Raw genomic sequence first — 19,937 nt, 5'->3', positions numbered from 1 at the left:
CCGGGTCGATCCCGCGCCGCTGCGGGGCGCGGGCCGGAGCGGTCCGGCCCGCCCGGGGCTCCTCAGGCCCGGACCCGCCGGGGCCAGGGCAGGGTGGTGAGGATGATCGCGCCGAGCGTCAGCAGGGTGCCGGCGACGGTCGCGAACACCACGAGCGTGCCCGGCGCCGGGACCACGAGGTCCAGCAGGAGCGAACCGACCAGTTGCCCGCCGATCATGCAGAGCCCCGTGAGCAGGACCCCGAGGCTGCGCACGAGCAGGGCGCCGAGGGCGATGAAGATGCAGCCCATGGGTCCGCCGAGGTAGTACCACCACTCGGTCGGCAGCGGATCGCCCGGTCCGGCGACCGCGAGCTTGACCAGCCACGCCATGAGCAGCACCGCGGTCCCGGCGATGAAGTTCATCAGCGTGGCGGCGAGCGGCGTCCCGTAGGCGAGTGCCGCGGTGCCGTTCATCGCCTGCTGGAAGCTCATCAGCACGCCGGCCGCGACGGGCAGCAGGACGGGCACGAGCCAGCTCGAGAGCTCCCCTGCGGCGCCGAAGCGCGGCGACACGGCCCACACGACGGACAGGACCGTCAGGACGACGCCGATCACGCGCATGGGCGTCGCGGCGCGCTTCCCGCCGGGGCCGATGCCGGCCTTGTCGACGAGGAGGCCGCTGAGGGTCTGGCCCATGACGGCGGCCACCGTGAACAGGGCGACGCCGAGGAGGCCGATGGTCAGCGACTGCGAGAACACGAAGAACGCGCCGATGGCTCCGGCCGCGACGTAGTAGGGCGGGAAGCGGCGCTCGCGCACCGAGGGGATGATCTGGCGGGCACCGGCCCGCGCGCTCGGCACCGCGAGGGTCAGGGCGATCATCACGACCAGGCCCGTGCCGAAGCTGATGAGCGCGGCGGCGATGCCGTCGTCGAGCACCGTCCCGAGGGCACCGTTGATCCTGCCCTGGACGGGGATGGCGAGCCCCGCGGCGAGGGCGAGGGGGAAGCCGACAGCTGGGGGGAGGGCAGGTGCATCAGACACCCGTCCAGCCTAGTCGGGCGTCATCCGGCAGAATGGACGCATGACCGACGACGCATCCCCCGCAGAACTCCCCATCCGGGACGACATGATCCGGCTGGGACAGCTGCTGAAGCTGGCGTCCCTCGCCGAGGACGGCGTCGAGGCGAAGACGCTGATCGACAACGGGCTCGTGCAGGTCAACGGCGAGATCGAGGAGCGCCGCGGACGACAGCTCCATCCCGGGGACACCGTCGGCGTCAACGGCGTCCGGGTGCGCATCACGCGCGGCTGATGCCGGACGCGCGCTCCTGCGCCGTCGCCGGTCAGCGGCGCCCGAGGACCGTCATGCTCAGGAACTCCCGGACGTGCGCGAGCTCCTGCAGATTGATGCTGTGGAGCATGTTCGAGTAGAGGATCTTCGTCAGCGAGGTGTGCCCGACCAGCCAGGCGTGGGTGAACTCGATCATCTCGGGCGTGATGACGGCATCCTCCTGGTCCCTCCCCCAGAAGAACGGCGTCGGCGAGGCCGCGGCCTCCTCGTCACGGAAGAAGGGGTGGTCCCCGGAGGGCACCGCGAAGCCCGAGAGCCCCACGACGCAGGCGAAGTCCGCCGGCCGGTGGCGCAGGAGGGACGTGGCGACCCCCATGCCCTGCGAGAAGCCGAGGATGCTGACGCTGGAGTGGTCCCCGCGGACGGAGTCCAGCCAGGCGGAGACGGCGGTGACGCCCTCCACGACGCGTTCCACGGAGTAGTCGTCCTCCCGTGCCAGCGGGAACCAGGAGAAACCGGGCCGGGCGGGTCGGGGTGCGCGGACCGATGCCACCGTGAACTCGGCCGGCAGATGGTCGGCGAGGCCCATCAGGTCCTTCTCGTCGGCCATGTAGCCGTGGAAGAGGACGAGCAGGGGCGTGCCCCGGCGTTCGGCCTCGGGCCTGGACCAGAGGACCACGGGGGCCCAGGAACCGGCGGAGGGTGCGGCCGTGCCGGAGGCGGTTTTCGTCATGGTTCCCATTCTGGCACGGCGCAGAACGCGCCCCGTGTCGGCGACCGGAGGCCGGCTCCGCCTGCCTCCCGCAGGCCGGGCACGGTGGCGCCCCGGTCCCGGCAGTTGCAAGAATGGCCCGGTGAGCACACCAGGCGAGACACCCCTGCCGGATGCGAGCCATCCCATCCCGAACGGGCCCATGATCGATCCGTTCCTCCACTCGGAGCCGCACCCCTGGCGCCGCTACGCGGCCCTGGGCGACTCGTTCACGGAGGGCATCGGCGACCCGAACCCCGAGAGCATCGGCGGCAACCGCGGCTGGGCGGACCGGGTCGCCGAGGAACTGGCCCGGGGGCACGAGGACTTCGCCTACGCGAACCTGGCGGTCCGCGGGCGCCTGCTGCAGCAGATCATCGACCAGCAGGTGGAGCCCGCGCTGGCGCTCCACCCGGACCTCATCACGATGTCTGCAGGGGGCAACGACCTGATGCGGCCGGGCGGCGACCCCGACGTCCTCGCGGAGAAACTCGACGCCGTCGTCGCGACACTCGCCGCCACGGGCGCCACGGTCGTGCTCTTCACCGGGCCGGATGTCCGGGAGACGGTGCTCGGCAGCATCCGCTCGAAGACCGCCATCTACAACGAGAACCTGCGCATCGTCGCCTCGCGGCACGAGGCGGTCATCGCCGACATGTGGGCCCTGCGTCAGCTCAAGAACCCGCAGATGTGGTCCTCGGACCGCCTGCACTTCTCGCCGCTCGGCCACCACACCATCGCGGCGATGGTGCTCGACACCCTCGCGGTGCGCCATACGCTCGAGCCGCTGCAGCCGAAGGACCTCCCGGTCCGGACGTGGCGGGCCGCCCGGGCGGAGGACCTCGTGTGGGCGCGCGAGTATTTCGTGCCCTGGGTGCTCCGGCGGCTGCGCCACCGGTCGTCGGGCGACGGCGTCATCGCGAAGCGTCCGGAGCCCGTGCCGATCTTCGGGCCGGGGATGCCGCCGGGCGCCGCGGGCTAGCGGCGTCCCGCGCGGCACCCGCCGTCCCGGGCGTCGAGGTGCTCAGTCGTCGAGGTGCTCAGCCGTCGAGGGAAACCTCGCCGTTGGCCACCGCGTCGGCGCAGGCGCTGAGGTCGGGGCCGGGCTTGAAGTCGACGAACTGCGGCTGCAGTTTCTGGAAGAGGAACTCGTAGACCTCGTCGCGGGACTTCCCGTCCAGCGTCTCCACGGCCTCGCGGACCGCACCCTGCAGGGCGCGGTCGGAGTCCAGCAGGATCTTGTCGCGTGCTTCCTGGTTCCAGCCGATGGTGCTCAGTTCCACGAACAGCTCCTCGCGTCGAAGGGTCCGCGGCGGCTGCCGCAGGACGTGCCCGCCGCTTCATAAGCAGGCTTAGCTCCAAGCCTAGGTGCCCGCGGGAGGAAACCCAACCGATAGATCCGCCTCCGGGTAGAAGGTGGCGCGGAGCTGGTCGTCGAGCTGGTGGATCTGGGTCAGGAAGGCGTCGTGGCCCACCGGCGAGGAGATCATGTGGACGGGGACGGCCCCGGGCAGGGCTGCGGCGAGCCGCGTCGACTGTGCCGGGAAGTAGAGCCTGTCGCTGTCCACCGCCGCGATGAAGAACTCCGACGTCGAGGCTCCGAGGGCGCTGGCGAGGCTCCCGCGCCCCCGGGCCGCGTCGTGGCTCATGAGCGCCTCGGTCAGCACGACGTAGCTGTTCGCGTCGAACCGGTGCACCAGCTTGTCCGCCTGGTGGTCGAGGTAGCTCTCGACCTGGTAGCGGCCCCGGTCGGCGGGCAGGACGGCCCCGAAGGGCTGCTCGTCGTCCTGCTCCGCCCGACCGAAGCGTGCTTCCAGTTCGAGCTCGGACCGGTAGGTGATGTGCGCGATGCGCCGGGCGAGGCCGAGGCCCGCATCCGGGTGCGGGCCGTCGTAGTAGTCGCCGCGGCGGTACGCCGGGTCGAGCCGGATGGCCTGCAGCTGTGCCTGGGCGAACGCTATCTGTTCGGCCGAACTGGCGGCGGTGCAGGCGACGACGGCGCAGCGCGCCACACGCTCCGGGTACATCAGGGCCCACTCGAGGGCACGTGCGCCGCCCATCGACCCTCCGAGCACCGAGTGCCAGCGCCCGACGCCGAGCTGATCGGCGAGCAGGGCCTCCGCCCGCACGGAGTCGCGGATGGTGACGAACGGGAAGCGCGAGCCCCAGGGTGTGCCGTCGGGGGCCGGGCTGGCCGGGCCCGTCGACCCGTAGCAGCCCCCCAGCATGTTGATGGACACCACGAAGTACCGGTCGGTGTCCACCGTGCGGCCGGGGCCCACGAGCGAGTCCCACCAGCCCTCCTCCTCCGACGCTCCGCGTGCCACGTGGGAGCTGCCGGTCAGGGCATGCTGCACGAGCACGGCGTTGGAGCCGTCCGGGTCGAGCCGCCCCCAGGTCTCGAAGGCGAGCTGGACGTCGGGCAGTTCGCCCCCGGTCTCCAGGGCCAGCGGCCCGATCGACGCGATACGCAGGAGGCCGTCTCCCGACGGGGCGCCGTCGATCCCGGGGTGGAGCGGAGCAGCAGGGTAGGTGGTCACGAAGGGCTAGGCTCCTTTGGCGGCGCGGAAGCCCGCGTCGAGGTCGGCGAGGATGTCGGTGATGTTCTCCAGGCCGACGGCCAACCGGACGAGGCCCGGGCGCACCCCTGCGGTGAGCTGCGCCTCCGCCCCGAGCTGGCTGTGCGTGGTCGATGCCGGGTGGATGACGAGCGAGCGGACGTCGCCGACGTTCGCGACGTGGGAGTGCAGCTCGAGGGCGTCCACGAAACGCTTGCCCGCCTCCAGGCCTCCGGCGATGTCGAAGCTGACGATCGCGCCCGTACCGTTCCGCCCGTACTTCCTCCCGCGCTCGTACCAGGGGCTCGAGGCGAGTCCCGCGTAGGCGACGCCTTCGACGTCGTCGTGCCCCTCGAGCCATTCGGCGACCGCCTGCGCGTTCTGGACGTGGCGCTCCAGGCGCAGGCTGAGGGTCTCCAGGCCCTGCCCGATGAGGAAGGCGTTGAAGGGCGAGACGGCGGAGCCGAGGTCCCGCAGCAGCTGCACCCGCGCCTTCAGGATGTATGCGAGGTTGGCGCCGAGCGCGCCGCCGACGCCGAGGTCCCGGGCGTAGACCAGCCCGTGGTAGCTCTCGTCGGGCGTGTTGAAGCCCGGGAAGCGCTCGGGGTGCTGCGCGAAGTCGAAGTTCCCCGAGTCCACGATGACGCCGGCGATGGCGGTGCCGTGCCCGCCGAGGTATTTCGTCGCCGAGTGCACCACGATGTCCGCACCCCACTCGATCGGCCGGATCAGGTACGGCGTCGAGAGCGTGTTGTCCACGATCAGGGGCAGCCCGTGCTCGTGGGCGACGGCGCTGATGCCCTCCAGGTCGAGGACGTCCTGCCGGGGGTTGGACACGACCTCGCCGAAGAAGAGCTTCGTGTTCGGGCGGACGGCGGCCCGCCACTGCTCGAGGTCGTCGGGATCCTGCACGAACGTGGTCTCGATGCCGAACTTCTTCAGCGTGTGCTTGAGGAGGTTGTAGGTGCCCCCGTACAGGCTGGGGCTGGCCACGATGTGGTCCCCTGCCTCGGCGACGTTCAGGATCGCGAAGGTCTCCGCGGCCTGCCCGGAGGCGAGCAGCAGCGCGCCGACCCCGCCTTCGAGGCTCGCGATCCTGGTCTCCACCGCTTCCTGGGTGGGGTTCCCGATCCTCGTGTAGATGGGGGCGAGCTCCGTCAGCGCGAACCGGTTCGCGGCGCTCTCCGCGCTCGGGAAGACGAACGACGTCGTCTGGTAGATGGGGAGCGCACGCGCCCCCGTGGCTGGATCCGGCACCTGGCCGGCATGGATCTGGCGTGTCTCAAAGGACCAATCGTCGGACATGGTGCTCCCTCTTGGAAGGGCCCCTCCTCGTCCGCTGCCCCGTCGACGGGGTCGCCGCCCCGGGTGCATCGGCTCCGCAGGAGCCCGCGCTTGCGCGGCGCCGGTCCGGCGCCGCACCTGGTCCTCACCCGGGGCACCCCACCGCGGTTGGAGGGTTGCCGGCCAGCAAGCCGGGGCTTCGCGCTGGCACTCATGACCTGCCTTCATGAAAGCCCATGGGAGCTGATCCGGCAACACGTATGACATCGCATGAAGGAGCCCGGTCCGCGCCTTCCGAGGGGGTGGTACGGATGGGGATCGAGGGGCGGATGGGAAGCCGGATCAGGAGTAAGGGCACCCTTAGTCGAGACGCACATCACTTAGTGCAACACTGTCCGCATGCGCCTGGACCACGTCTCTTACGCCTGTGAACCCGATGGACTTGCCGCGACGGCCGACCGCATCTCGGCCCGGCTCGGCATGGAGCCCGTGAAGGGCGGTGTGCACCCCCGCTTCGGCACCCGCAACATGATCTTCCCCCTCGCGAACGGCCAGTACCTCGAGGTCGTCGAGGTCCTCAACCACCCCGCATCCGACAAGGCGCCGTTCGGCCAGGCCGTCCGCGCCCGCTCCGAGGCCGGTGGGGGCTGGATGGGCTGGTGCGTCGCCGTCGACGACCTCGGGCCCTTCGAGGAGCGCCTCGGCCGCAGCGCGGTCCCGGGCAACCGCAAGTTCCCCGACGGCCAGGAACTGACCTGGCAGCAGATCGGCATCAAGGGGCTCATCGCCGATCCGCAGGTCCCCTACCTGCTCCGGTGGGACGAGGGGACCGAGGAGCTCCACCCCTCGAAGGCCCGGCCGGCCTCCGTCAAGCTGGACTGCCTGACCATCGCGGGCTCCTCCGAGCGGGTGACCGAATGGCTCGGCACCGACGTCGAGGAGACGCTCGACGGTGTCCAGGTCCAGTGGATCGCGCCGAGGGGCACGCCGGGCATCATGTCCGTGACGTTCGAGACCACCGACGGCCGCATCGAGATCTGACCGATCGGACCGCAGGGAGAGGGACCGGACGACTCGTCCGGTCCCTCCTTCATCGGTATCCGTCGGTCCGGCCCGTGCGCGGTCAGGCGTGGGTGTAGGTGAGGCAGTCGGCGGCCTCGGCGCCGGGGCCCACCTTGACGGCCGGTGCGCTGCAGAGCAGGTCGTGGTTGAACGAGCACTCCGAACGCTGGCAGGCCCCGACATGCGCGAGCATCTTCGGGAGGCCGCCGCTGACGGACGTGTCGATGAAGGTGGCGCAGGACGCGTGTTCCTCGGACCCGGACACCGTGATCGCGACGGCGGTACAGCCGTCGTGGTTGAACGAGCAGTTGTGGACGCTGCACTCGGAGACACTCGTGATGCTCATCGTTCCTCCTGGTTCGTGGGTGGCCCGCCGGAACCGCGGATCCCCGCCGGGTGGACCCACGCTAGCACCGCGGCCTCGGATAATTTAGTCATGATCCGCGTGCGCAACCAGGCAAGGAGAGCCTTCGCCCGGTCAGCCGCCGATCCCGATGGCGGGCCCGAGGAGCGCGAATCCGACGAACCCCGCGGTGTCGAGGAGTGCATGGGCGATCACGAGCGGCATGACCCTCCGGGTGCGCGTGTAGAACCAGGCGAACAGGAGGCCCATGAGTACGTTCCCGATGAACGGGCCGAAGCCCTGGTAGAGGTGGTAGCTGCCCCGCACCAGGGCGCTCGTGAAGAGGATCGCGGGCGTCGACCAGCCGAGGTCACGCAGCCGGATGAACAGGTAGCCCACGACGATGACCTCCTCGAGGACCGCGTGCCGCACCGCCGACAGGACGAGCACCGGGATGGTCCACCAGTAGGAGTCGAGCGCGGCGGGCACGAGCGCCGTCGTGATGCCCAGGGCGCGTCCGCCGGCGTACACGCCGAGGGTCCCGACGCCGATCACCACCGCGAGGCCGACGCCGAAGCCGACGGTGCGCACCGGCTTCTCGAACGTGAACCCGAGGCGCCGGAACGCGGAGACGCCGTGCCCGCCGAGCAGGAACAGGACGAGGGCCACCGGCACCAGTGCGAAGAGGATGTCCAGGAGCTGGTACGCGAGGTCGAAGTACTGCCGGTCGTTGAGCACCGGGTTGAGGGTGGTGGTCTGCGTCGCGAGGGGTCCGCGGGTGAGCTTCTCGGCCAGGTTCACCACGGCGTAGACGCCGGACTGGCCCAGGGACAGCCCGAAGACGATGAGCACCTCGGCGGTGATGCGCCGCTTCCGGGATGCGGCGTCCGGAGGGAGGCGGTCGGCGGTCGGCGCGGAGGACGCGGGCTCGGCAGGCATGGCGCTATCCTCGCAGCGGCCGCCGGGGATTCCCAGCCGGACGCCCGCGGCGGGAACTCCTAGCGCATTCGGCGGCCCGCCTTCCAGACGGCATGCACGAGCGGCATCCCGGGGCGGTACGCGAGATGCGTGGCCGACGGCGCGTCCAGCAGCTGCAGGTCGGCCCGGTGGCCGACGGCGAGCGACCCGACGGCGCGGCGGCCGTCCACGTCGTCGCCCGTGTGCCGCCGCAGGGCGAGGGCTCCGCCGTACGTCGCGGCGCGGACGGCCTCGTGCACGGTCAGTCCCATCTGCAGCACGGCCGTGGCGACACAGAAGGCCATCGAACTGGTGTAGGAGGTGCCGGGGTTGCAGTTGCTGGCGAGGGCGATCCGCGCGCCGGCGTCGAGCAGCCTCCGGGCGGGCGGGAAGGGCTGGCGGGTGGAGAGGTCGCAGGCGGGCAGGCAGGTGGCGACGGTGCCGGGCCCACCTCCCGCGGCGAAGCCGGACCAGGTGCCGGCGAGACCGTCGACGTCGGCGTCCGAGAGGTGGTTGACGTGGTCCACGCTGGCGGCGCCGAGCTCGACGGCGAGCGCGACGCCGGCGCCGGGTCCCAGCTGGTTCCCGTGCACGCGCAGGCCGAGGCCCGCTGCTGCGCACGCCTCGAGCACGCGGCGCGACTGCTCGGCGGTGAAGGCCCCCGTCTCGCAGAAGACGTCGGCCCAGCGGACATGGGGCAGGACGGCGTCAAGCATGGGGCCGGCGACGAGGTCCGTGTAGGCGTCGGCGTCCTCCCCCTCCGGGACGAGGTGTGCACCCAGGAACGTGACCTCGTCCACGACGCCGGCGGCGATGCGTGCACTGCGGGCCTCGTGCCCGACGTCGAGCCCGTAGCCCGTCTTCGTCTCCAGGTAGGTGGTCCCGCCCGCCGCGGCCTCCGCGACGCGGGCGAGCAGGAGCCGCGTGAGGTCGTAGTCCCCTGCCGCGCGCGTCGCCCCGACGGTGACCGCGATGCCGCCCGCCGCGTACTCCTGTCCCGCCATGCGCGCCTCGAACTCGGCCGTCCGGTCGCCGGCGAACACGAGGTGCGTGTGGCTGTCGACCCAGCCCGGCAGGCCGGCGCGGCCGCCGGCGTCGTACGCCTCGTCCGCCGCGGGGGCGCCTGCGGCCGGACCGATCCAGCTGATCCGTTCCCCCTCGAGGATGACGGCTGCGCGCCGGAGCACCGGGGCGTCGGCGTCCTGCGTCGTGAGCTCGCCGATGTTGGTGACGAGGAGGGCCATCAGGGCCGGGCCCCCTCGCGCGCGGACCCGGTGCGGTCCGCTGCGGAGCCGGACGCCTCGTCGAGGCGGGCGATGGCAGCGGCGAGCAGGGGCCCGGGCTCGCCGAGCCGGGCGTGGACGCCGCCGCGCGCCAGCTGGACCCCCCCGACGACGACGGCCGTCACGTCCTGCCCGGTCGCGGTGTAGGCGAGCTGCTCCGGGGAGGATCCGGCCGTGCGGGCGCTGCGCGGGTCCACCGCCATCAGGTCGGCGGCACATCCCCGCTCGAAACCGGCGCGCGGGCGCCCCTGCGCCGTCGCCCCGCCGGCGGCCGCGATGCGGTGCAGCTCCTGCGGTTCGAAGTGGCCGCGGCGCCCGGTGCGCAGGCGCTCACCGTGCTCGAGGGCCCGCATCTCGAGCCACGGGTCGACGACGGCGTGCTGGTCGGTGCCGAGGGCGAGGGTCGCCCCGGCCCGGCGGAACTCCCCCGCCGGCCCGATGCCGTCCGCGAGGTCGGCCTCGGTGGTGGGGCACAGGACGACGGTGGCGCGGGCGTCGGCGAGCGTCGCGATGTCCTCGCCGCCGACATGCGTGGCGTGCACGGCGGACAGGCGGTCCGTCACGAGGCCGTGCCGGTGGAGCAGCCCCGTGGGCGTGCAGCCCGTGGCGTGCAGGCAGTCCTCGTTCTCCGCCGGCTGCTCGGACAGGTGGACGTGCAGGGGCAGTCCGGGCGGCAGGTCGGCGGCGACGACCGCCAGCTGGTCCTCGGGGACGGCCCGGACGGAGTGGAGGGCGGCGCCGACGGTCACCTGGTGTGCGGGGTGGAGCGCACCGACGGCGGCACGCAGTGACGCGAGCCGTGCGAGCCAGCGCTCCGCGGTCCCATCGGAGAAGCGGCGCTGCCCCGCCTCGAGCGGCGCCCCGAACCCGCCCGCGAGGTAGCAGGTGTCGAGCAGCGTGAGGCGGATACCCGCCCGCACCGCCGCGCGGGCGAGGGCCAGCTCCATCGCGTGCGGTCCGTCGCGGTCGCCGTCGCCGTCGCCGTCCGAGGAAGCCTGCCCGTAGGGCGTGCCGTCCGGGCGGTGGTGCACGTAGTGGAACTCGGCGACGCTCGTCCAGCCGGCCGTGACCATCTCGGCGTACACGGCCGTGGCGAGCTCCTCGTACAGGGCCGGCGTCAGGGCGTTCGCCGCGCGGTACATGGTCTCCCGCCAGGTCCAGAACGTCCCCCCGCCGTCGTGGGTGCGTCCGCGCAGCGCCCGGTGGAACGCGTGGGAGTGGGCGTTGGCGGCGGCCGGGAACACCACGCCGTCCAGCACGAGGTCGCCGTCCCGCGCGGGGACGCCCTGCAGGACGCCCACGACGTACCCGTCGGCGTCGACCTCGACGCGCACGGCGTCGCGCACCCCCTCCGCCTCCAGCCAGGCGGAGGCGCACCAGACGGCGCGGGCGACGGGCGGCTGCGTCACAGCAGGTCCTCGAGGACGTCCGCGAGCGCGAGAGCCCCGGCGTCGGCGTCGTCGCGCTCCACGAACTCCTCGGGCGAGTGGCTGATGCCGGTGGGGTTGCGCACGAACAGCATGGCGGTGGGGGCGATGGACCCGAGGATGCCGGCGTCATGCCCGGCGCCCGTGGGCAGGGTGGGCGCGCCGGGGAACGCGCGGCCGAGCGCATTGCCGAGTGAGCGCTGGAGCGCCCCGTCGAAGTGGACGGTGCCGCTCCGCGACTCCTCCGTGAGGGTGGCCCGGCAGCCCTCGAAGGCGCAGATCTTCTGGGCCTGGCCATGGATCCTCTCGATGAGCGACGCCGTCACCGCGTCCTCCTCGTGGCGCACGTCGAGCCAGAGGTCCACGCGGGAGGCGATGACGTTCGTGCCGCCCGGAACGGGGTGCAGGCGTCCCACCGTGGCGCGGGCGCCGTCCTGCTCCGCCGCGGCCTTCCGGACGGCGAGGACCACCTGGGCGGCTGCGATCATCGGGTCGGCGCGGTCGGCCATGAGGGTCGTGCCGGCGTGGTTCCCCTGGCCGGTGACGGACAGGCGCCAGCGGCCGTGGCCCAGCATGGTGGAGCCGACGGCGACGGCGGAGTCCAGATCGATCAGCCCGCGCCCCTGCTCCACATGCAGTTCCACGAAGTCGCCGATGCGGCGGATCGCCTCCTCGTCCCGCCCCAGGTGCGCCGGGTCGAGGCCGGCGGCGCGGGAGGCGTCGGCGAAGGTGGTGCCGTCGGCGTCGGTCAGGGACCGGACATGGTCCGGGTCGAGCGTCCCGGTGAGCAGGCGGGAGCCGAGGCAGGAGACGCCGAAACGGGAGCCCTCCTCCTCCGGGAACACCGTGACCGCGAGCGAGCGGTTCGGCCGGACGCCGCGCTCCCGCAGCAGGTCGACGGCGACGAGCGCCGAGGCGACGCCGAGCGGACCGTCGAACGCACCGCCGCCCGGCACCGAGTCGAGGTGGCTGCCGGTGACGAGGGCGCCGTCGCGGCTGTCGGTCGCGTCCCACCACGCCCAGAGGATGCCGTTCCGGTCGGTCTCCACCGACAGTCCGCGGGCTGCGGCCGCCGCGGAGAACCACTCGCGCAGGGAGAGTTCGGCGCCGGTGAACACGCCGCGCGAGTAGCCTCCGCGGGCCGCGTCACGGCCCACGTCGCTGATGGAATCGAGGACTGAGGATACGGTCTGCACGGGTGCCTTCCGGTGGTCGGCCTGCTCTGGACGGTCGGGTGCTCTCAGGATTGCATGGGGATGCGCACCCCGCGCTCGGCCGCGACCTCGCGGGCGCGCTCGTAGCCGGCGTCGACGTGGCGGATGACGCCCATGCCCGGGTCGTTCGTCAGGAGGCGTTCGAGCTTCTGCGCGGCCAGGTCGGTGCCGTCGGCCACCGAGACCTGCCCGGCGTGGATGGAGCGGCCGATGCCGACGCCCCCGCCGTGGTGGATGGACACCCACGTGGCGCCGGAGGACGTGTTCAGCAGGGCGTTCAGGAGCGGCCAGTCGGCGACGGCGTCCGATCCGTCGGCCATGGCCTCCGTCTCGCGGTAGGGCGAGGCGACGGAGCCGGAGTCGAGGTGGTCGCGGCCGATGACGATGGGGGCGGACACCTTCCCCTCGGCGACGAGCCGGTTGAAGAGCAGGCCCGCCTTCGCGCGGTCCCCGTAGCCGAGCCAGCAGATGCGCGCGGGCAGGCCCTCGAACTCCACGTGCTCGGCGGCGGCGGCGAGCCAGCGGTGCAGGTGCCCGTTGTCGGGGAACAGGTCCTTGAGGGCCGCGTCCGTGACGGCGATGTCCGCCGGGTCCCCGGAGAGCGCCACCCAGCGGAACGGCCCCAGCCCCTCGCAGAAGAGCGGGCGGATGTAGGCGGGGACGAAGCCGGGCACCTCGAACGCCCGCCCGAAGCCGCCCGTGCGCGCCTCGTCGCGGATGGAGTTGCCGTAGTCGAACACCTCGGCGCCGGCGTCGAGGAAACCGACCATCGCCTCGACGTGCAGGGCCATGGAGGCCTGCGCCTTCTTGGTGAAGCCGTCGGGGTCGGCCGCGGCCTCGCGCTCCCACTCGTCCGGGGCGATCCCCTCGGGCAGGTAGCTCAGCGGGTCGTGGGCGGACGTCTGGTCGGTGACGATGTCCACGTCGAGCCCGCGCCGCAGCAGGTCGGGGAAGACCGTCGCGGCGTTGCCGACGACGCCGACGGACAGGGCGCGCTTCTCCCGCTTCGCGGCGAGGACCTGCGCGACCGCGTCGTCGAGCGTGTCCGCCACGGTGTCCAGGTACCGCTTCGCGACGCGGCGGCGCAGGCGCGCCTCGCTGACGTCGACGATGAGGACGGCGCCCCCGTTCAGCGTGACGGCGAGCGGCTGCGCGCCGCCCATTCCGCCGCAGCCCGCGGTGAGGGTCAGCGTCCCGGCGAGGGTCCCGCCGAACCGCTTGCGGGCGATCGCCGCGAAGGTCTCGAAGGTGCCCTGGAGGATGCCCTGCGTGCCGATGTAGATCCACGATCCCGCCGTCATCTGCCCGTACATCATGAGGCCCTCGGCCTCGAGGCGGCGGAACTCGGGCCAGGTGGCCCAGTCGCCCACGAGGTTGGAGTTGGCGAGCAGCACGCGCGGCGCCCACGGGTTGGTGCGGAAGACTCCGACGGGCTTGCCGGACTGCACGAGGAGCGTCTCGTCGTCCTCGAGGGTCTCCAGCGTGCGGACGATCGCGTCGTACGCCGCCCAGCTGCGGGCGGCGCGGCCCGTGCCGCCGTAGACCACGAGGTACTCGGGACGCTCGGCCACCTCGGGGTCGAGGTTGTTCATGAGCATGCGCAGGGGCGCCTCCGTCTGCCAGCTCTTCGCGGTCAGGCGCGTGCCCCGGGCGGCCCGGATGGAGCGGGAGGGATCGTGCGTGGGACTCGGGGTGCTCGTCATGCTGGTTCTCCTCGGGTGGTGACGGTGGAGTGCGCGTCCTGCGGGGTCAGGAGTGCTGCCGCCTCGTGCGCGACGAGCGCTCCGAAGCGGCGGGCCTCGACCGCGGTGATGCGGTAGCTGGGGACGACCACGCTGAGGGCCGCGACGGCGCGGCCGCCGGGCGAGACGGGCGCGGCGATGGCGGTGACGTCGGCCTCGACGCCGTCCCGCACGACGACGAAGCCGCCGGCCGGCGGGCCGCCCGCGAGGACGGCGCCGACGGCGGTCCCGTCCAGCGGGATGCTCCGACCGATCCAGCTGGCATGGCGGACCGAGTGGGTGCCCTCGCGCATCGCGAGGTAGACCCCCTCGCCGTCGTGCGAGGGGACGCTCAGGTACGCCGACTCCCCGGTCTGCCGCACGAGGCGTTCGAGGGCGGGTTCGGCGAGGGAGACGAGCGATTCGTGCCCGAGCGCCTGCGCGCCGAGCTGCACCACGCGGAGGCCGGGCCGGTAGGCGCCGAGCGGGTCGCGCCGCACGAAGCCCGTGCCCTCGAGGGTCCGCAGCAGCCGGAGCGCCGTGGACGCCGACAGCTCCGCCTCCCGTGCGGCGTCCGCCAGGCTCAGCGACCCGGCGTCGCACACCGCGCCGAGGAGCACGAGCGCCCGCTCCACCGTGCGGGTCGAGGACTCCGCCATGCCGCCTCCTTGCGTTCGGACCTGCTGTAGTTTTCACTTATTGAAACGTCCTTTCCACTCAATGGCAATAGCGGCAGCGACCGCAGGAACCGAGGCAGACCGTGTCCCAGCCCTCCGTGATCATCGGACCCGGCCCCCTCTCCCCCGCCGACGTCGTCGCCGTGACCCGCCACGGCGCACCGGTCGAGCTGGCCCCCGAGGCCCTGGCGGCCATGGCGGCCTCCCGCCGGGTCGTCGACTCGCTCGTCGACGACGGCACGCCGCACTACGGCGTCTCGACGGGCTTCGGCGCCCTGGCCACCCGGCACATCCCGCTCGACCAGCGCACGCAGCTCCAGCGCAGCCTGATCCGCAGCCATGCGGCGTCCTCGGGGGCCGAGGTCGACCGCGAGGTGGTGCGCGGCCTCATGCTCGGGCGCCTGTCGACCCTCGCGACGGGCCGCACCGGTGTGCGTCCCGTCGTCGCCTCCACCTCCGCGGCGCTCCTCAACGCCGGCATCACCCCCGTGGTCGGTGAATACGGATCGCTCGGCTGCTCGGGCGACCTCGCACCGCTCTCGCACGTGGCCCTCGCGCTCATGGGCGAGGGCACGGTCCGGACCGCGTCCGGTGACCTCGTACCCGCCGCGGAGGCCCTCGCCGCCGCCGGGATCCGTCCCGTGGAACTCCGTGAGAAGGAGGGCCTCGCGCTCATCAACGGGACGGACGGCATGCTCGGCATGCTGATCCTCGCCTCGGCCGACCTCCACCGCCTCCTGGCGACGGCGGACCTCGCGGCCGCCATGAGCGTCGAGGGACTGCTCGGCACCGACGCCGTCTTCGCCGAGGACCTGCACGCCCTCCGGCCCCATCCCGGGCAGGTCGCCTCGGCCGGGACCATCCGCGCGCTGCTCGAGGGGTCCCCCCTGCTCCGCGAGCAACTGACGTCGGAGACCGGGCGCCACCGGTTCACCCGCGTCCAGGACGCCTACTCCCTGCGGTGCGCGCCCCAGGTGCACGGCGCCGCACGCGGCACCCTCGCGCACGCGGACGCGGTGGCCGCCGTCGAACTGGGCTCCGCGATCGACAACCCGGTGATCACCCCGGACGGCCGGATCGAGTCGAACGGCAACTTCCACGGCGCGCCCGTGGGCTACGTGCTGGACTTCCTCGCCATCGCCGTCGCCGACGTCGCCTCCATGAGCGAACGCCGCACCGACCGCTTCCTCGACAAGGCCCGCAGCCACGGACTCAACGCGTTCCTCGCCGCCGATCCCGGCGTGGACTCCGGGCACATGATCGCGCAGTACACGCAGGCGGGCATCGTGTCGGAACTGAAGCGGCTCGCGAACCCGGCGTCCGTGGACTCCATCCCCTCCTCCGCGATGCAGGAGGACCACGTGTCCATGGGCTGGGCGGCAGGCCTCAAGCTGCGCCGGGCCGTGGACGGCCTCACGCGGGTCCTCGCCATCGAGATCCTGACCGCCGCCCGGGGTCTGGACATGCGCGACGGCGGTGCCGCCGGCGAGTCCGGCTACCGCAGCTCCGCGCCGATCGCCGCCGTCCGGCAGCGGTTGCGGCAGGACGTCGAGGGCCCTGGGACGGACCGCTACCTGGCACCGGAGATCGAGGCCGCGCGCCTGCTGGTCGACGATGGCTCACTGCTCGCCGCTGCGCTCGAGGCGCTCCCAGCGACGCTCCAGTGAAGCTTGTTAGGGTTGACCGACCCCCTGCAGAAAGCGACGCCCCATGTCCTCCCCCGTGTCCTCCCCCGTGTCGTTCCCCGACCCCGAGCCGTCCCGCAAGCCGCCGCGTCCGCAGGCGGTCCTGACCGTGCTGGAGACGCAGTGGCTGAGCCCCCACCTGGTGCGGGTCGTGGCGGGCGGTCCGGGGTTCGCGGACCTGCAGGACTGCGACGCGACGGACAAGTACGCGAAGCTGCTCTTCGCGAAGCCCGGACTCGGCCTGGTCCCGCCCTACGACCTCGCGGCCCTGAAGGACGAGCTCCCGGCGGGTGACCGGCCCGTGAAGCGCACCTACACGATCCGCTGGCTCGACGCCGCGTCCCGGCGGCTCGCCATCGACTTCGTGGTGCACGGCGACGCCGGCATCGCAGGGCCCTGGGCCGCGGCGGCGGCACCCGGTGACGCCCTCGTCCTGATGGGCCCCTCCGGCAAGTGGTCGCCCGACCAGGACGCCGACTGGCACCTCTTCGTCGGCGACGACTCCGCCCTGCCGGCCATCGCCGCGGGCATCGAGGCGCTGCACCCCGCCGCCGTCGGGCACGCCTACCTCGAGGTCGACGGGGCCGCGGAGATCCTGGCCCTCGACGCGCCGGCGGGCCTCGAACTGCACTGGCTGCTGCGCGACGGGCAGGCGGCGGGGACGACGACGCTGCTCGCCGACGCCGTCGCGGCCGGGCCCTGGCCCGCGGGGCGTGTCGACGCTTTCGTGCACGGCGAACGCGGTGCCATGAAGGCGCTGCGGGACGTCCTGTTCACGGAGAAGGGACTCGCCCGTTCGCAGGTCTCGCTCTCCGGCTACTGGGCGTACGGGCGCGAGGAGGACACGTTCCAGGCCGAGAAGCGGGAGCCGATCGGCCGGCTCCTCGACTAGCGCGGCCCCTCGTTCCCGGCTCAGGTGCCCCGGGGTGCGGGGACCGGCCGCGGGGGCCGCTTCGGCAGGCGGTCGGCCAGCTCCATGGCCGGTTCGGCGAGCCGTGCGAGCACCGGCCCGAGGACGGCCATGAGCAGCACGTAGGTGGTGGCGAGGGCAGCGAGGTCGGGGATCACGGCCCCGGAGGTCACGGCGAGGCCCGCGATGACGATGGAGAACTCGCCGCGCGCCACGAGTGCGGTCCCGGCGCGGGCGCGGCCCATCCGGCCGATCCCCTGGCGGCGTGCGGCCCACCAGCCGGTCGCGATCTTCGTCGCCGACGTCACGACCGCCAGCATCAGGGCCACGCCGAGCACGGGCGGGATCGAGGCCGGATCGGTGTTCAGCCCGAAGACGACGAAGAAGATGGCGGCGAAGAGGTCCCGCAGGGGTTCGAGGATGCGGGCGGCGTTCTCCGCCGTCGCGCCGGAGATGGCGATGCCGAGCAGGAACGCGCCGACCGCCGCGGAGACCTGCATGGCGGAGGCGAGTCCGGCGACGAGGAGGGCCGCCCCGATGAGGGTCAGGAGGAAGACCTCCCGGTCGGTGCTGTCGACGATGGCGGAGACGACATTGCCCCAGCGCAGGGCGATGACCAGCACGAGGGTGACCACGAGCAGGGAGATCCCCACGGTGCCGAGCCCGCCGGCGAAGCTCAGCCCGGCGAGGACCGCGGTGAGCACCGGCAGGTACACGGCCATCGCGAGGTCCTCGAAGACGAGGATCGCGAGGACCGTGGGCGTCTCCCGGTTGCCGAGCCTGCCGAGGTCGGCGATGACCTTCGCGGCGATCCCCGAGGACGAGATGTAGGTGACGCCGCCCATGACGAGCGCGGCGACCGGCCCCCACCCGAGGATCACGGCGACGAGGGCGCCGGGCGTGAAGTTCAGGACGAAGTCGACGATCCCGGCGAGCCAGGACTGGCGCAGGCCGGTGACGAGTTCCTTCGCCGTGTACTCGAGGCCGAGCATGAGCAGCAGCAGGACGATGCCGATCTCGCTGGCCACCTCGCTGAACTCGATGACGCCCTCGAGCTGGAGGAACCCGCCCTGACCGAAGAACAGCCCGCCGATGAGGTAGAGCGGGATGGGCGAGAGCCCGATCCGGCCGGCGAGCCGGCCGAGGATACCGAGGAAGAGCAGGATGGCGCCAAGTTCGATCAGGGTGAGGGCAGTGGTGTGCACAGGCCGCTCAGCCGTTGCACAGGATGTCCGCCGCGGTGTCGAGGCCCTCGGAGGTACCCACCACCACCAGCAGGTCGCCGGCGGTGAGGGTGAAATCGGGTGTCGGCGAGGCCTGCACCTGGCCCGAACGGAGGACGGCCACGAGGGAGGCACCCGAGCGCGAGCGCATCCGGGTGTCCGCGAGGGGGCGGCCGTCGAAGGGTGAACCGCGCTCGATCATGAACTGCCGGGTGGAGACGCCCGGGAGGTCCCGGTGCTCCTCCGTGAGCTGGGCGACGAGCTGCCGCGAGCCGAGCAGGTTCCCGATCGTCGCCGCCTCGTCGGGGGTCAGCGGGATGGAGGCCACACAGGCATCCGGGTCGCCGGCCTTCGAGATGATGAGGTCGAGATTGCCGTCGCGCTGGGCGACGATCCCCACCCTGCGGCCCGAACCGGTGACGATCTCGCGCCGTACTCCGATGCCGGGCAGGCGCGTTTCGATGACGTTCATGCGCCCATCCTAGTCCCGCTGCGGCTACTCGTTGCCGGGGACGGCGCGCGTGGGGGCTCCGTTCGCTGAGGGCGTCGCGGCGGCCTCGGGGACGAACAGATCCGGCTCGAGGTAGATGGCCGTGGCGATCGGCACGGCGGCCCGGACGCGCTGCTCGGCACCGTTGATGTCCTCGGCGATCCGGGCCCCGCTGTCCCGGCTCCCGACCGAGATCTTGGCCGCGACGAGGAGCTCGTCCGGCCCGAGGTGCAGGGTCTTGAGGTGGATGATGCGGGTGGAGCCGTCGCCGCTGATGGCCGCCTCGATCCTGGCGACGTCCGCGGCGGTCGCCGATTCGCCGAGGAGCAGGCTCTTGGTCTCGACGGCGAGGATGGCGGCGATGGCCACGAGGAGCAGGCCGATCATCGCGGTGCCCGCGGCGTCCCACAGGCCGTTGTCGGTGAGCAGTGTCATGGAGACGCCGAACAGCGCGAACAGGAGGCCGATGAGGGCGCCGAGGTCCTCGAGGAGGATCACGGGCAGCTCGGGGGATTTCGCCGTGCGGACGAAGCGCACCCAGCCCATGCCGCCGCGCACGTGGTTGGACTCCTTGATGGCCGTCCTGAAGGAGAACGACTCGGCCACGATCGCGCCGAGCAGGACCGCGAGCGGCACCCACCAGAAGGGGCCTTCGATCGGGTGCGGGTCCTGGTACTTGTGGTACGCCTCGTAGAGCGCGAAGAGTCCGCCGACGCTGAACAGGACGATCGACACGATGAAGGCGTAGATGTAGCGCTCGCGCCCGTAGCCGAAGGGGTGCTCGGGGCTCGCCTGGCGCTTGGCCCGCTTGCCGCCGACGAGCAGGAGGACCTGGTTGCCCGAATCCGCGACGGAGTGGATGCCCTCGGCCAGCATCGACGAGGATCGGGTGAGCGCGAAGGCCACGAACTTGAGCGCGGCGATCGTGAGGTTCGCGGCGAGTGCCGCGACGATCGCCTTGTTGCCTCCACTTGCCGACATGATGCGTTCCGTTCCGTGTGTCCGCCGCTGCGGCGGGTGTTCCGACGATGACCGGGCACGCCGCCGGCCCGTGCCGCGGCGTCCTCCGGCCCCTAC

The 19,937-nt window shown here is 72.6% G+C and carries 20 protein-coding genes and 1 riboswitch; of the genes, 5 read left to right on the top strand and 15 right to left on the bottom strand.

The window, feature by feature from the left end; translation table 11 throughout:
• Positions 1–62 precede the first annotated feature (62 nt).
• On the bottom strand, positions 63–1,025 hold the full coding sequence (locus ACX80K_RS12570; protein WP_459272213.1) for a DMT family transporter: 963 nt from the start codon (positions 1,023–1,025) through the stop codon (positions 63–65).
• Between the two features lie 40 nt (positions 1,026–1,065).
• Here ACX80K_RS12570 and ACX80K_RS12565 point away from each other — a divergent pair, with 40 nt between their 5' ends.
• Positions 1,066–1,296, top strand: a complete 231-nt coding sequence (locus ACX80K_RS12565) for an RNA-binding S4 domain-containing protein (protein ID WP_459272212.1) — start codon at positions 1,066–1,068, stop codon at positions 1,294–1,296.
• A 31-nt stretch (positions 1,297–1,327) separates the two neighbouring features.
• On the opposite strand, the gene ACX80K_RS12560 is transcribed toward ACX80K_RS12565, so the two are convergent.
• The gene (locus ACX80K_RS12560) at positions 1,328–2,008 is read right to left on the bottom strand and encodes an alpha/beta hydrolase (protein WP_459272211.1); all 681 of its coding nucleotides are present in this window, start codon (positions 2,006–2,008) and stop codon (positions 1,328–1,330) included.
• Positions 2,009–2,189: 181 nt separating this feature from the next.
• On the opposite strand from ACX80K_RS12560, the gene ACX80K_RS12555 reads away from it, so the two are divergent.
• Complete coding sequence (locus ACX80K_RS12555; RefSeq protein WP_459272235.1) at positions 2,190–3,008, top strand: SGNH/GDSL hydrolase family protein; 819 nt, start codon at positions 2,190–2,192, stop codon at positions 3,006–3,008.
• A gap of 58 nt (positions 3,009–3,066) precedes the next feature.
• On the opposite strand, the gene ACX80K_RS12550 is transcribed toward ACX80K_RS12555, so the two are convergent.
• From ACX80K_RS12550 to ACX80K_RS12540, 3 genes are all read right to left on the bottom strand, one after another.
• Positions 3,067–3,309 carry a hypothetical protein gene (locus ACX80K_RS12550; RefSeq protein ID WP_459272210.1) on the bottom strand — a complete coding sequence of 81 codons (243 nt, stop codon included), beginning with the start codon at positions 3,307–3,309 and terminating at the stop codon, positions 3,067–3,069.
• An 81-nt stretch (positions 3,310–3,390) separates the two neighbouring features.
• Entirely contained in the window at positions 3,391–4,566 is a 1,176-nt protein-coding gene (gene metX, locus ACX80K_RS12545) for a homoserine O-acetyltransferase MetX (protein ID WP_459272209.1), read from the bottom strand.
• 6 nt (positions 4,567–4,572) lie between these two features.
• A complete protein-coding gene (locus tag ACX80K_RS12540; protein WP_459272208.1) occupies positions 4,573–5,889 on the bottom strand; it encodes a bifunctional o-acetylhomoserine/o-acetylserine sulfhydrylase in 1,317 nt (438 codons plus the stop codon).
• 81 nt (positions 5,890–5,970) lie between these two features.
• Positions 5,971–6,087: riboswitch (SAM riboswitch) on the bottom strand.
• A 180-nt stretch (positions 6,088–6,267) separates the two neighbouring features.
• On the opposite strand from ACX80K_RS12540, the gene ACX80K_RS12535 reads away from it, so the two are divergent.
• Positions 6,268–6,909, top strand: coding sequence for a VOC family protein (locus ACX80K_RS12535; protein WP_459272207.1), 642 nt, complete (start codon positions 6,268–6,270; stop codon positions 6,907–6,909).
• A gap of 82 nt (positions 6,910–6,991) precedes the next feature.
• Here the strand turns inward: ACX80K_RS12535 and ACX80K_RS12530 are convergent, their stop codons facing one another.
• The 7 genes from ACX80K_RS12530 to ACX80K_RS12500 all read right to left on the bottom strand — a co-directional run bounded on the left by ACX80K_RS12530 (position 6,992) and on the right by ACX80K_RS12500 (position 14,534).
• Entirely contained in the window at positions 6,992–7,276 is a 285-nt protein-coding gene (locus ACX80K_RS12530) for a DUF1540 domain-containing protein (protein ID WP_459272206.1), read from the bottom strand.
• A 132-nt stretch (positions 7,277–7,408) separates the two neighbouring features.
• Positions 7,409–8,212 carry a CPBP family intramembrane glutamic endopeptidase gene (locus ACX80K_RS12525; protein ID WP_459272205.1) on the bottom strand — a complete coding sequence of 268 codons (804 nt, stop codon included), beginning with the start codon at positions 8,210–8,212 and terminating at the stop codon, positions 7,409–7,411.
• Positions 8,213–8,271: 59 nt separating this feature from the next.
• A complete protein-coding gene (locus tag ACX80K_RS12520) occupies positions 8,272–9,474 on the bottom strand; it encodes an amidohydrolase family protein (RefSeq protein ID WP_459272204.1) in 1,203 nt (400 codons plus the stop codon).
• Entirely contained in the window at positions 9,474–10,922 is a 1,449-nt protein-coding gene (locus ACX80K_RS12515) for a formimidoylglutamate deiminase (RefSeq protein WP_459272203.1), read from the bottom strand. Before ACX80K_RS12515 ends, ACX80K_RS12520 begins: the two co-directional genes overlap by 1 nt.
• On the bottom strand, positions 10,919–12,136 hold the full coding sequence (locus ACX80K_RS12510; RefSeq protein ID WP_459272202.1) for an allantoate amidohydrolase: 1,218 nt from the start codon (positions 12,134–12,136) through the stop codon (positions 10,919–10,921). Before ACX80K_RS12510 ends, ACX80K_RS12515 begins: the two co-directional genes overlap by 4 nt.
• A 44-nt stretch (positions 12,137–12,180) precedes the next feature.
• Positions 12,181–13,857 (bottom strand): urocanate hydratase, encoded by a 1,677-nt coding sequence (hutU, locus tag ACX80K_RS12505; protein WP_459272201.1) that lies wholly within the window; start codon positions 13,855–13,857, stop codon positions 12,181–12,183.
• Entirely contained in the window at positions 13,854–14,534 is a 681-nt protein-coding gene (locus ACX80K_RS12500) for an IclR family transcriptional regulator (protein ID WP_459272200.1), read from the bottom strand. Before ACX80K_RS12500 ends, hutU begins: the two co-directional genes overlap by 4 nt.
• Positions 14,535–14,635: 101 nt before the next feature.
• Between ACX80K_RS12500 and hutH the strand changes: the two genes are divergently transcribed.
• The gene (gene hutH / locus ACX80K_RS12495; protein WP_459272199.1) at positions 14,636–16,219 is read left to right on the top strand and encodes a histidine ammonia-lyase; all 1,584 of its coding nucleotides are present in this window, start codon (positions 14,636–14,638) and stop codon (positions 16,217–16,219) included.
• 43 nt (positions 16,220–16,262) lie between these two features.
• Positions 16,263–17,129 carry a siderophore-interacting protein gene (locus tag ACX80K_RS12490; protein WP_459272198.1) on the top strand — a complete coding sequence of 289 codons (867 nt, stop codon included), beginning with the start codon at positions 16,263–16,265 and terminating at the stop codon, positions 17,127–17,129.
• Between the two features lie 20 nt (positions 17,130–17,149).
• Here ACX80K_RS12490 and ACX80K_RS12485 read toward each other — a convergent pair whose 3' ends face one another.
• The 3 genes from ACX80K_RS12485 to ACX80K_RS12475 are packed head-to-tail and all read right to left on the bottom strand — an operon-like array spanning position 17,150 to position 19,841.
• Positions 17,150–18,352, bottom strand: a complete 1,203-nt coding sequence (locus ACX80K_RS12485) for a cation:proton antiporter (protein ID WP_459272197.1) — start codon at positions 18,350–18,352, stop codon at positions 17,150–17,152.
• 7 nt (positions 18,353–18,359) lie between these two features.
• Positions 18,360–18,842, bottom strand: a complete 483-nt coding sequence (locus ACX80K_RS12480) for a cation:proton antiporter regulatory subunit (protein WP_459272196.1) — start codon at positions 18,840–18,842, stop codon at positions 18,360–18,362.
• A 24-nt stretch (positions 18,843–18,866) separates the two neighbouring features.
• Positions 18,867–19,841, bottom strand: coding sequence for a cation diffusion facilitator family transporter (locus tag ACX80K_RS12475; RefSeq protein WP_459272195.1), 975 nt, complete (start codon positions 19,839–19,841; stop codon positions 18,867–18,869).
• Positions 19,842–19,937: the final 96 nt, after the last annotated feature.

This window comes from Arthrobacter sorbitolis (genome assembly GCF_054510995.1).
The sequence above is the reverse complement of the archived record's forward strand: the minus strand, read 5'-3'. Positions and strand labels throughout refer to the sequence as shown.

Coding starts and splice junctions, on each gene's coding strand:
- ACX80K_RS12565 (WP_459272212.1), top strand. CDS start 1,066: ATGACCGACGACGCATCCCCCGCAGAACTCCCCATCCGGGACGACATG.
- hutU (WP_459272201.1), bottom strand. CDS start 13,857: ATGACGAGCACCCCGAGTCCCACGCACGATCCCTCCCGCTCCATCCGG.
- ACX80K_RS12480 (WP_459272196.1), bottom strand. CDS start 18,842: ATGAACGTCATCGAAACGCGCCTGCCCGGCATCGGAGTACGGCGCGAG.
- ACX80K_RS12490 (WP_459272198.1), top strand. CDS start 16,263: ATGTCCTCCCCCGTGTCCTCCCCCGTGTCGTTCCCCGACCCCGAGCCG.
- ACX80K_RS12500 (WP_459272200.1), bottom strand. CDS start 14,534: ATGGCGGAGTCCTCGACCCGCACGGTGGAGCGGGCGCTCGTGCTCCTC.
- ACX80K_RS12535 (WP_459272207.1), top strand. CDS start 6,268: ATGCGCCTGGACCACGTCTCTTACGCCTGTGAACCCGATGGACTTGCC.
- ACX80K_RS12520 (WP_459272204.1), bottom strand. CDS start 9,474: ATGGCCCTCCTCGTCACCAACATCGGCGAGCTCACGACGCAGGACGCC.
- ACX80K_RS12560 (WP_459272211.1), bottom strand. CDS start 2,008: ATGACGAAAACCGCCTCCGGCACGGCCGCACCCTCCGCCGGTTCCTGG.
- ACX80K_RS12525 (WP_459272205.1), bottom strand. CDS start 8,212: ATGCCTGCCGAGCCCGCGTCCTCCGCGCCGACCGCCGACCGCCTCCCT.
- ACX80K_RS12555 (WP_459272235.1), top strand. CDS start 2,190: ATGATCGATCCGTTCCTCCACTCGGAGCCGCACCCCTGGCGCCGCTAC.
- ACX80K_RS12475 (WP_459272195.1), bottom strand. CDS start 19,841: ATGTCGGCAAGTGGAGGCAACAAGGCGATCGTCGCGGCACTCGCCGCG.
- ACX80K_RS12530 (WP_459272206.1), bottom strand. CDS start 7,276: ATGAGCATCACGAGTGTCTCCGAGTGCAGCGTCCACAACTGCTCGTTC.
- ACX80K_RS12540 (WP_459272208.1), bottom strand. CDS start 5,889: ATGTCCGACGATTGGTCCTTTGAGACACGCCAGATCCATGCCGGCCAG.